Origin of the sequence: Demequina maris (genome assembly GCF_000971155.1) — a bacterium.
GTDB lineage: Bacteria > Actinomycetota > Actinomycetes > Actinomycetales > Demequinaceae > Demequina > Demequina maris.
The window spans coordinates 256,669-266,719 of the sequence record NZ_BBLX01000005.1; the positions used below are offsets into that span (position 1 = coordinate 256,669).

The window sequence follows — 10,051 nt, forward strand, 5'->3', positions numbered from 1 at the left end:
CCCGGCCCCGTGCGTCAGAGCCGCCCGGCGGCCTTGAGCGCGAGGTAGCGGTCGCAGACCGCGGGCGCGAGGTCGTCGGGCAGCGCGAGCACCACCTCGGCCCCCAGCTGGCGGAGCCGGGTCGCCACCGCGTCCCGCTCGAGCATCGCGCGCGCGGCGGCGCCGGCCCCGTACGCGGCGTCGGCGTCGTCGCGCGCCGCGAGCATCGCGCCGAGCTCGGGGTCCTCGACCGACCCGACCAGCACCTGGTGGCGCCGCTGCAGCGCCGCCACGGCCTCGATGAGCCCCGAGTCCATCGCCGACGTGTCGACGGTGGTGAGCAGCACCACGAGCGAGCGCTGCGACACCCGCGACTCGACCAGGCGCACGAGCGCGGGCCAGTCGGGCTCGAGCAGCGACGGCTCGACCGCCGCCAGCGCGTCCGCGAGCGAGGCGACGATGCGCGACCCCGTCGACGCCGCGCGCGCCTGCTCGGCGCGGTCGAACGCGGTCGCCTGCACCCGGTCGCCCGCGTGCGCGGCGAGCGCGGCGAGCAGCAGCGCCGCCTCGATCGACGCGTCGAGGCGAGGGGCGTCGCCGACGCGCGCGGCCGACAGGCGCGCGCTGTCGAGCGCGATCACCACGCGGCGGTCGCGCTCGGGGCGGTACGTGCGCACCACCACCTCGCCGCGCCGTGCCGTGCCGCGCCAGTCGATGGTGCGCACGTCGTCGCCGATCACGTAGTCGCGCAGCGAGTCGAACTCCGCGCCGGCGCCCTTGAGGCGCACCGCGGTGCGGCCGTCGATCTCGCGCAGCCGCACCAGCCGCGACGGCAGGTGCCGCCGCGACGCGAACTCGGGCAGCACCCGGAGGTGCGCGGGGGCCTCGACCGAGCGCTGCCGCCCCGCGAGCCGGAGCGGGCCGAAGGTGCGCACGGTGACGGGGCCCGCCTGCCGGTCGCCGCGCCGCGTCGGCGTCAGGGGCGTGCGGAACGTCTCCGCCTCGCCCGGGGCGAGCGAGAAGGGGTGGCGGTCGTCGGACGCGCCCGCGGACGGCTGCCACGCGTCGCGCACCGCGCCGCGCACGCGCCGCCGGCCCAGGTTCGCCACCATCAGCCGGGTCGTGGTCGCCTGCGTCAGCCGGACCGAGCCGGGCGCCTCGCGGCGCACGCCGATCGTGTGCGTCGGCGGCGCGAGCCACGTGTCGACGAGCGCGAGCACGACCACGCCGATCACCCACAGCCACGCGACGACGCGCGACTGCGTCAGCGCCGCCGGGACCGCCCCGAGCGCCGCGAGCGCGACCGTCCAGCCGGTGATGTGCATGTCAGCGCGGCACCGGCACCGTCGCCAGCACGGAGGTGAGCACGGTCGTCGCGGTGACGCCCTCGAGCTCCGCCTCGGCGCGGATGCGCATGCGGTGCGCGAGGGTCCAGGTGGCGAGCGCCTTGACGTCGTCGGGGGAGACGTACGTCCGGCCGCGCATCCAGGCCCACGCCCGCGAGGTCTGCATGAGCGCGGTCGCGCCGCGCGGCGACACCCCGAGCGACACCGACGGCGCCTCACGGGTCGCGCGGCACAGGTCGACGATGTACGCCACCACGTCGTCGGAGATCTCGACCCCCGCGACCTCGGCACGGGCGCGCTCGAGGTCCTCGATCGTCGCGACCGCGCCGACGCCCGCCGCCGCGAGGTCGCGCGGGTCGAAGCCCGCCGCATGGCGCCGCAGCACGTCCGCCTCCGCCTCGCGCGTGGGCATCGGGACGGTGAGCTTGACCATGAAGCGGTCGAGCTGCGCCTCGGGCAGCGGGTAGGTGCCCTCGTACTCGACGGGGTTCTGGGTCGCGATGACGAGGAACGGGTCCGGCAGGCGGCGGCCCTCGCCGTCGACCGTCACCTGACGCTCCTCCATCGCCTCGAGCAGCGCCGACTGGGTCTTCGGGGGCGTGCGGTTGATCTCGTCCGCGAGCATCAGATTCGTGAACAGCGGGCCCTCGCGGAACGAGAACGCCGCCGTGCGCGCGTCGTACACGAGCGAGCCCGTGACGTCGCCGGGCATGAGGTCGGGGGTGAACTGCACGCGCTTGGTGTCGACGTCGAGCGACGCGGCGAGCGCGCGCACGAGCAGGGTCTTGGCGACGCCGGGCACGCCCTCGAGGAGCACGTGGCCCCGGCACAGCAGCGCGATGACGAGACCGGTGACGATCTGGTCCTGGCCCACGACGGCCTTGCCCACCTCGGTGCGCAGCCGGCCCAGCGCGTCGCGCGCGTCGGCCGCCGCGGTGGACGATGCGGGCGCCTCGTCGGGCGTGCCGGCGGGCGGGCTGGTGGTGTCGGGGGGAGTCGTCTCGGTCACGGTCGGTGAACCTCGCTTTCCAGTGCGTCGAGCTCGGAGATCAGGGTGAGGAGCGCCGCGTCGTCGGCGGGCGCGGGACCGTACAGCAGGCGGTCGACGTCGGTCTCGGGGCGGCCCGACGCGCGCGCGACCGCGGTGACGAGCGCGTCCCGCCCGTCGGTGCGGCCCACGCCGATGCGTCGCCCCATGCGGAGCGCGGCGGCGGCGCGCAGCGACGCGGCCGAGCGCCCGGTGGCGCGGGCCCGCCGGTACAGGCGGGCGCGTCCGCGCGTCGCCTCGGAGGCGCGCACGACCACGGGCAGGGGCTCGGCCACCAGCGCGCCGAAGCGGCGGGCGCGCCACACCGCCGCGAGCAGCGCGGCCAGCGCGAGCGCGTACAGCGCGGTGCCGGTGCCCGGGGGCAGGAAGTCGGGGGTCGCCTCGACCTCGGTCGGCACGTCGCCGCCGCCGGAGCCCGCCCAGGTCAGCAGGCTCGGGTCGAACCCGTCCGCGACGTACCAGACCGCGTCCGGGTGCCGGCCGAGCGCCCGGATCGCGAGGGCCGCGTGGCCGGCATCGTCGAGCCGCGCGTTGGTGAGCAGCTCCGCCGACGCGATCGCGGTGACGGTGCGCGTGCCGTCGTCGACGCGCGCGAAGGCGGACAGCCCGGAGCGCTGCGTGAAGCACACCTCCGCGGCGGCGCCGTCGGCCGCGAGGCCGAGCACGTCGACGCGCGCGGTCCCGGCCGCCTGCGCGTCCGGGTCGGCGCAGCCGGCCTCGACGGTCTCGGGCAGCAGCACGGGCTCCTCGGTCGCGTCGATCCCGAGCGCGGCGAGCGCGTCGCCGGACTCGCCCAGGAGGACCAGGTCGCCGGGGTAGTCCATGAGGGAGCGCACCTGGCCGCCGGTGAGCAGCGACGCGTTCGCGATCACCACGGTGGTCGCGTCGGGCTCGCGGACCGCGGACCGCGCGAGGCGGTCCACCTGGCGCACCTCGACGCCGTGGCCGCGCAGGATCTGCGCGACCGCGCGGGTGCCGGTGGGCGTCGAGTTCTCGGTCGACAGCGGCGTGTAGTCGCCGGGACGGGCGCCGATGACGAGCAGCGCGACGAGCCCCGCGAGCAGCACGACGGCCGCGATGCCCAGCCGGCCCCGGCGCGCGCGGGCGCGCAGGCCCGGCCCCTTGGCGGTGGTGACGAGGTCGGCGGTCGCGGTCATGGCGCCTCCGCCGCGACGAGCCTGGGACGCGCGGACTCGCACGCCCGCATCGTCTCGAGGACGTGCGCGTACGTCGCCTCGGTCGCCGGCACGTGCCCGTAGCGGATGCCGTCGAACGCTTCCGCGTCGGCGTGCAGGCGGGACGCGAGCGCGGGCAGCGCGGCGCCGGCACGCGCGGCCGCCTCGGCGGCGGTGAGGCCCGGGCCGAGCGTGATGACGTCGCGCTCGGCGAGCCTGCGGACGAGCGCGCGGTAGAGGTCGAGCGTCGCGGTGGTCCAGTCGCCGGACGATGCGGCGGCCCGGGCGGACTCGGACAGCGCGGCGGCGCCGCGCTCGTCGTCGAACAGCGTCTCCTCGGCCGCGGCGCGCCGGCTGCGCCGCAGCGGCCCCACGACGAGCCACAGCACGAGCGCCACCAGCGCGAGCCCGACCAGCACCGCGATGACCGTGCCGGTGGGGCCGGCCGCGCCGCCCACGCCGTCGCCGATCCCCTCGAGGAGGTCGGAGAACCATCGCAGGATCCGCTCGAGCCACGACGTGCCGCCCTCGCGGTACTCGTCCTTGGCGAGCTCCTCGACGGCCCAGCGGCGCGCGGTGTCCGCGTCGGGCGTCAGCGGCGGGGCGTCGAGGCTCACGCGCGGCGGGCCTCGGCCGCCTCGGCGAGCGTGAGGTCGAAGCCCTCGTGCCGGATGCGCAGGTCGATGAGCAGCAGCGCGAACAGCGAGCCCAGGTAGGAGTAGGTGAGCACGTACGAGATCACGAGCGACAGCGCCAGCACGAGCGCGAACGCGATGCCGAGGACCACGAGGTTGTCGGGCGCGACGACCGCGACCGCGGTGGCCCCGAAGCCGCCCACCTGGTTGACGACGCTCGACACCAGCCCGATGAGCACGGTCGCGACGATCACCACCAGCACCGACCACCAGAACCGGCCCTTGAGCAGCCGCGTGGTGCGCCGTATCGCGTCGATGGCGCCGCGCCGCTCGAGCACGATGACGGGCCGCGCGATGCCGCCGATGAGCGTGACGAGGCCGCCCACGGGGATCGCGACGACCGCGGCGAACACCGCGCCGAGCACGATGCCGGAGACGTCCTCGTTCGCCACCCCGATGAGGAGCGGGACGAGGGCGAGCCCCATCCCGACGACGAGCGTGAGCGTCGCGAGCAGGTACAGCAGCAGGAGCGAGCCGATGCGGGGCCGGACGGCGCGCCACGCGTCGGCGAGCCTGATGCGCTCGCCGAGCGCGCCGCGCGCGACGCCGGGGGCGACGACGGCGCTGGAGAACACGTCGGCCAGCAGCGCGGCGACGACGGCGACGATGAACACCGCGACCGTCGTGCCCGAGATCGCGTCGGCCTGCGAGGTCGGGTCCATGAGCGCGAGCGACGGGTCCGTGAACAGCAGCCACATGGCCGCGGTCATGAGCACCGTCGCCGCGAGCGTGAGCAGCAGCGGACCGCCGACCACGACGCCGCGGTTGTAGCGCATCGCCCGGAACGGCAGGCCGAGCAGGTCGCCGAAGCCGAGCGGCCGCAGCGGCATGAAGCCCGGCTGCCACGAGGCCGCGGTCGGCGCGGCCGTGACGGGTGCCACGGGTGCGGCCGCGTACGGCGTCTGGGGACCCGGGACCGCCTGCGGCGGGACGGGCGGCGCGGGCCACGGACCGGCGGGCGCGGGCGTGGGGGAGGACGATGCGGGGGGCGCCCACGTATCAGGGGTGACGGGCGTGGGAGCGGCCCAGCCGGCGGCCTCGTCGCGGTCGTCCATGCCATCCTCTCGGTGCGGTCCCGCCCATCCTGCCACGCGCTTCCGGGGCTCCGGCGGCACCGTCGGCATAATGGGGGCATGACGGCGAAGATCCTGGTGGTCGACGATGATCCCGCAGTGGCCGAGATGCTCGGCATCGTGCTGCGCGGGGACGGGTTCGAGACGGTGTTCTGCGATCACGGGGACGAGGCGGTCGCGGCCTTCCGCGCCACCAACCCCGACGTGATCCTGCTCGACCTCATGCTGCCCGGGCGGTCCGGCATCGACATCTGCCGCGACATCCGCGCCGAGTCCGGCGTGCCGATCATCATGCTCACCGCGAAGTCCGAGACGGTCGACGTTGTCCTGGGCCTCGAGTCCGGAGCGGACGACTACGTCCCCAAGCCGTTCAAGCCCCGCGAGCTCATCGCCCGGGTGCGTGCGCGCCTGCGCCGCAACGACAACGCGACGCCCGCCGTGGTGCGCGTCGCGGACCTCGAGATCGACGTCACCGGGCACCGCGTCACGCGCGGCGGCGAGGTCATCCCGCTCACGCCGCTGGAGTTCGACGTGCTCGTCACGCTCGCGCGCAGCCCGGGCCAGGTGTTCACCCGCGAGGTGCTGCTGGAGGACGTGTGGGGCTACCGCCACGCGGCCGACACCCGCCTCGTCAACGTGCACATCCAGCGCCTGCGGGCGAAGGTCGAGCGGGACCCGGAGAACCCCGAGATCATCCTCACGGTGCGCGGCGTCGGCTACAAGGCGGGTGGCGTCGTGTCGTGAGGCTCACCCCTCGCTCCCTCTGGGCCAACCTGGCGAAGGGCCCGCGACGGGTGTGGCGCCGCTTCCGCGGCTCCCTGCTGCTGCGCGTCGTCGTGAGCACGATGGTGCTGGGACTCGGCGCGGTGATCGTGATCGGCGCGCTCGTCAGCACGCAGATCCGCGACGGCCTGGTCCAGACGCGCGTCGACCGCATCCTCGCGGAGACGGCGCGCGACGCCACCAGCGCGCAGGAGAACGTCGACGCGTCGACCGCGGAGAGCTCGGGCGACCTGCAGCAGCTCGTCTACGACCTGCTCGACGGCCTCGGCACGCTCGGCGGGAACTCGCGCGGCCTGGTGCTGCTGCGCGACCCCGCGAACACGTCGGGCGTGCTGCTGTCGACGCCCGTGTCCGACACCGAGCTCGTCGACGTCATCACGCCCGAGATGCGCGACGCCGTGCAGTCGGGCGCCCCGCAGTCGTGGCAGTTCGTCGCGATGCCCGACACGGGCGACCCGGGCGTCGTCGTCGGTGTGCCGTTCACCATCCGCGTCGCCGGCGAGTACGAGCTGTACTTCGTCTACTCGCTGGCCGACGAGCAGGCGACGCTGAGCCTCATCCAGCGCGTGCTGGCGGTGGGCGGCATCGCGCTGATGCTGCTGCTCGGCCTGCTGACCTTCCAGGTCACGCGCCAGACCGTGCGGCCCGTGCGCCATGCGGCGCGGGTCGCGTCGCGCCTCGCGGAGGGCATCCTGTCCGAGCGCATGACGGTGCGCGGCCAGGACGAGATGGCGACCCTCGCGCGCACGTTCAACGAGATGGCCGAGTCGCTGCAGCGTCAGATCACGCGTATGGAGGAGCTGTCCCGCCTGCAGCGCCGCTTCGTGTCCGACGTGTCCCACGAGCTGCGCACGCCGCTCACGACCATCCGCATGGCCTCCGACGTGCTGCACGATGCGCGGCCGGGCTTCCCGCCCGAGGTGGCGAGGTCCGCGGAGCTGCTCGACACGCAGATCGACCGCTTCGAGTCGCTGCTGGCCGACCTGCTCGAGATCTCCCGCATCGACGCCGGCGCGGCGCAGCTCGAGTTCGACGACATGTCGCTCGCCGACGTGGTCCGCGACCAGGTCGAGGCGATGGTGCCGGCCGCGCGCAGCCAGGGCGTGGACCTGCGGCTGTGGGTCGCGAAGGGGGACCACGTGGCGTCCATGGACCGCCCGCGCGTGGCGCGCATCGTCCGCAACCTGCTGTCCAACGCGATCGAGCACGCGCAGCGCCGCCCGGTCGACGTCGTCGTCGCCTCGACCGGTCGCGCCGTCGCGGTCGTGGTCCGCGACTACGGGATCGGCCTCACGCCGCAGCAGGCGCAGCGGGTGTTCGACCGCTTCTGGCGCGCCGACTCGGCGCGCGCCCGCACCATGGGCGGCACCGGCCTCGGCCTCGCGATCGCGCGCGAGGACGCGCAGCTCCACGGCGGCAAGCTCGAGGCGTGGGGCCTGCCAGGCAAGGGCGCGAGCTTCCGCCTCCAGCTGCCGCGCACCTCCCGCGGCCTGGGTCAGCACCCGCCGCTGCCGCTCGTCATCGCCGAGCTCGACTACGGCACCATCGCCGAGCGCATCCCGCTCGAGTCCGACCGCAGGGAGGTCGCGCCATGAGGATGAGGATCGCCGCGCTGTGCGCCGCGGCCGCGGTGACGCTCGGCGCGTGCGCGTCCATCCCCACGTCGGGCGCCGTCAACGAGGGCACCGGCGAGGTCGAGGGCGCCGAGCCGTTCGTGCCGTTCGCCGAGGGGCCGCAGATCGGCGACAGCGTCAACGCCATCGTGTCGGGCTTCATCCAGGCGACCGCCGCGGGCTTCGCGTCGGACTTCACCGTGGCCCGCGAGTACCTCACGGTGCCCGCGCGCGCGGACTGGGACCCGCTCGCCGAGGTCACCGTCTACGACTCCGGCGCGCTCACGCCCGACTACGACGAGGACGCCGGCCGGGTCGTCTACTCGGTGCCGGTCGCGGCGTGGATCGAACACGCGGGCCGCATGGTCGAGGCGCAGGCCGGCACGCAGACCCAGCTCGAGTTCCAGGTGTCGAGGGACGTGGGCGGGGAGTGGCGCATCTCGGGCCTCGAGGACGGCTCGCTGCTCGCGGAGGCCACGTTCAACCGCGTGTTCCTGCCGGTCACGCTCGTGTTCGCGACCGCGGACGGTCGGACCGTCGTGCCCGAGCTGCGGTGGCTGCCGTCCACGAACGTCGCGACCTGGGCCGCGCGCGAGCTCGTCGCGGGCCCGTCGCCGTGGCTCGCCAACGCCGTCACGACGGGCTTCCCGGCGGGCGCCGCGCTCGCGGTGGACTCCGTGGTCGTGACCGACGGCGTCGCCAGGGTGCAGCTCGCGTCGGAGTCCGCGGGCACGCCGGCCCAGCGCGCGCTCGCCGAGCAGCAGCTCAGGCTCACCCTGACCGCCCTGCCCGGCATCCGCGACGTGGAGGTCACCATCGCGGGCGTGCCGCTCGTGGCCGAGGAGCAGGACACCCTCACGCGCGGCCCGGTCCCCGAGGGCGTCGCCGCGGTGTTCATCGACGACCGCCTCGGGCTGTGGGACGGCGAGGAGCTGTGGGTGGTCCGCGATGGCGTCGGCGCCCTGCCCGCGGGTGCCGACGGCCTCGCGACCTCGTACACCGGCACCCGGGTCGCGTTCCGCGTCGGCGACGACCGCATCGTCGTGTCCGACGCGCTCGCCGGAGGCACGGAGGAGCTCACGCCGTACGAGGACGCGGGAGGTCCGAAGGGCACGATGGACGTGGCCACGGTGGTCGAGGGGACGGGTCTCGTCGACCCCTCGTTCGACCGCTACGGCTGGCTCTGGACCGCCGAGGCCGTGGACCCCGAGTCCGTGACCGCGGTGTCCGAGGACGGCGACGTCATGGCGCTGGACGCGCCGTGGCTGCTCGGGCGGACCGTGCAGCAGATCGTGCCGTCCCGCGACGGCGCCCGCGTGCTGGTCGTGTCGCGGTCGGGCACGCAGACCGTCGTCGAGGTGGCCGAGGTCGTGAGGTCCAAGGCGGGCGAGCCGCTCAGCATCGGCGAGCCGCTGCAGATCGGCGCGAACATCGGCTCCACCGTCGACGCGATCTGGGTCGACGACCTGTCGGTCGCGCTGCTCGGCTCGTCGAGCGGGGCCGAGACGGCGCCGCTGTGGATCGTGTCCGTCGGCGGCCGCACCACCGAGGACGCCGCGGTGTCCGACGCGGTCGCGATCTCCGCGCGCCACGGCGACCGGTCGATCACGCTGGTGTCCAAGGACGGCACCGTGCGCGAGCGCGCCGGCACCGGCTGGTCCGCGGTCGCCTCGGGCGTCGACGACCTCGCCTACGCCGGCTGAGCCGCGGGCCGATGTCCCCGGCCCGCGGCCGGGGCACTCTCGGTCCCGCCCAGGGGACGATGCGCGGGGCGCCCCGCGCGCCGGCGTCACGCTGGTGCCATGGATCCTCCCGGACCGTTGGCGCGGGTCGCGCGGCTCGTGGTGCCGGTCGCGTGCCCGGGCTGCGGGCTCCTCGACGTGCGGTGGTGCGAGTCCTGCGAGGCGCCGTGGTGGGAGGAGCCGTTGCGATGCGAGACCGGCGCGCCACGGCTCGACCGCCTCGACCCGCCGCTCCCGGTGTGGTCGGTCGCGGAGCTCGACGGTCCCGTGCACGGCGTGATCGCCGCGTGGAAGGACGCGGGCCGACGCGACCTCGGCGCGCTGCTCGGACCCGCGCTCGCGCGGGCCGCGCGCGCGGCCGCCCCCGCGCTTGGCGAGGCGCTCGGGGCGGGAGGGGGCGCATCGTCCCCCGTCGCGGTGGTGCCGTGCCCGGCCCGTGCCGCGCACACGCGGCGCCGCGGCGCCGACCTGCCTCTGCTGCTCGCGCGCGCCGTCGCCGCGGGGCTCGTGGACGGCGGCGTGCCCGCGTCCGTGGTGGCCGCGCTGGCGCCCGCACGAGGCGCCTCGCGCGGGGCGGGGGCTGTCTCTTATACACAT

The 10,051-nt window shown here is 75.7% G+C and carries 9 protein-coding genes; 4 read left to right on the forward strand and 5 right to left on the reverse strand.

The genetic code is table 11. The annotated features are described in order from the left end of the window. Positions 1–14: 14 nt before the first annotated feature. The 5 genes from AOM02_RS08195 to AOM02_RS08215 are packed head-to-tail and all read right to left on the reverse strand — an operon-like array spanning position 15 to position 5,298. The gene (locus AOM02_RS08195) at positions 15–1,304 is read right to left on the reverse strand and encodes a DUF58 domain-containing protein (protein ID WP_062298651.1); all 1,290 of its coding nucleotides are present in this window, start codon (positions 1,302–1,304) and stop codon (positions 15–17) included. Between the two features lies 1 nt (position 1,305). After that, the gene (locus AOM02_RS08200) at positions 1,306–2,334 is read right to left on the reverse strand and encodes an AAA family ATPase (protein ID WP_082099513.1); all 1,029 of its coding nucleotides are present in this window, start codon (positions 2,332–2,334) and stop codon (positions 1,306–1,308) included. Further along, positions 2,331–3,530 carry a DUF4350 domain-containing protein gene (locus AOM02_RS08205; RefSeq protein ID WP_062298653.1) on the reverse strand — a complete coding sequence of 400 codons (1,200 nt, stop codon included), beginning with the start codon at positions 3,528–3,530 and terminating at the stop codon, positions 2,331–2,333. The genes AOM02_RS08200 and AOM02_RS08205 overlap by 4 nt, the downstream gene beginning before the upstream one ends. Beyond that, positions 3,527–4,165, reverse strand: coding sequence for a DUF4129 domain-containing protein (locus AOM02_RS14495; protein ID WP_062298656.1), 639 nt, complete (start codon positions 4,163–4,165; stop codon positions 3,527–3,529). The genes AOM02_RS08205 and AOM02_RS14495 overlap by 4 nt, the downstream gene beginning before the upstream one ends. Next, a complete protein-coding gene (locus AOM02_RS08215) occupies positions 4,162–5,298 on the reverse strand; it encodes a hypothetical protein (protein ID WP_062298659.1) in 1,137 nt (378 codons plus the stop codon). Before AOM02_RS08215 ends, AOM02_RS14495 begins: the two co-directional genes overlap by 4 nt. A 78-nt stretch (positions 5,299–5,376) precedes the next feature. Here AOM02_RS08215 and mtrA point away from each other — a divergent pair, with 78 nt between their 5' ends. From mtrA to AOM02_RS08235, 4 genes are all read left to right on the forward strand, one after another. Beyond that, positions 5,377–6,060 (forward strand): MtrAB system response regulator MtrA, encoded by a 684-nt coding sequence (mtrA, locus tag AOM02_RS08220; protein ID WP_062298662.1) that lies wholly within the window; start codon positions 5,377–5,379, stop codon positions 6,058–6,060. Beyond that, positions 6,057–7,694: an MtrAB system histidine kinase MtrB gene (gene mtrB, locus AOM02_RS08225; protein WP_156156147.1), complete on the forward strand. Its 1,638-nt coding sequence runs from the start codon at positions 6,057–6,059 to the stop codon at positions 7,692–7,694. Before mtrA ends, mtrB begins: the two co-directional genes overlap by 4 nt. Then, positions 7,691–9,415: an LpqB family beta-propeller domain-containing protein gene (locus AOM02_RS08230; protein WP_082104970.1), complete on the forward strand. Its 1,725-nt coding sequence runs from the start codon at positions 7,691–7,693 to the stop codon at positions 9,413–9,415. Before mtrB ends, AOM02_RS08230 begins: the two co-directional genes overlap by 4 nt. A gap of 99 nt (positions 9,416–9,514) precedes the next feature. Then, positions 9,515–10,051, forward strand: a 537-nt coding sequence (locus AOM02_RS08235) for a ComF family protein (RefSeq protein ID WP_156156148.1), incomplete at its 3' end; no start/stop codon positions are given.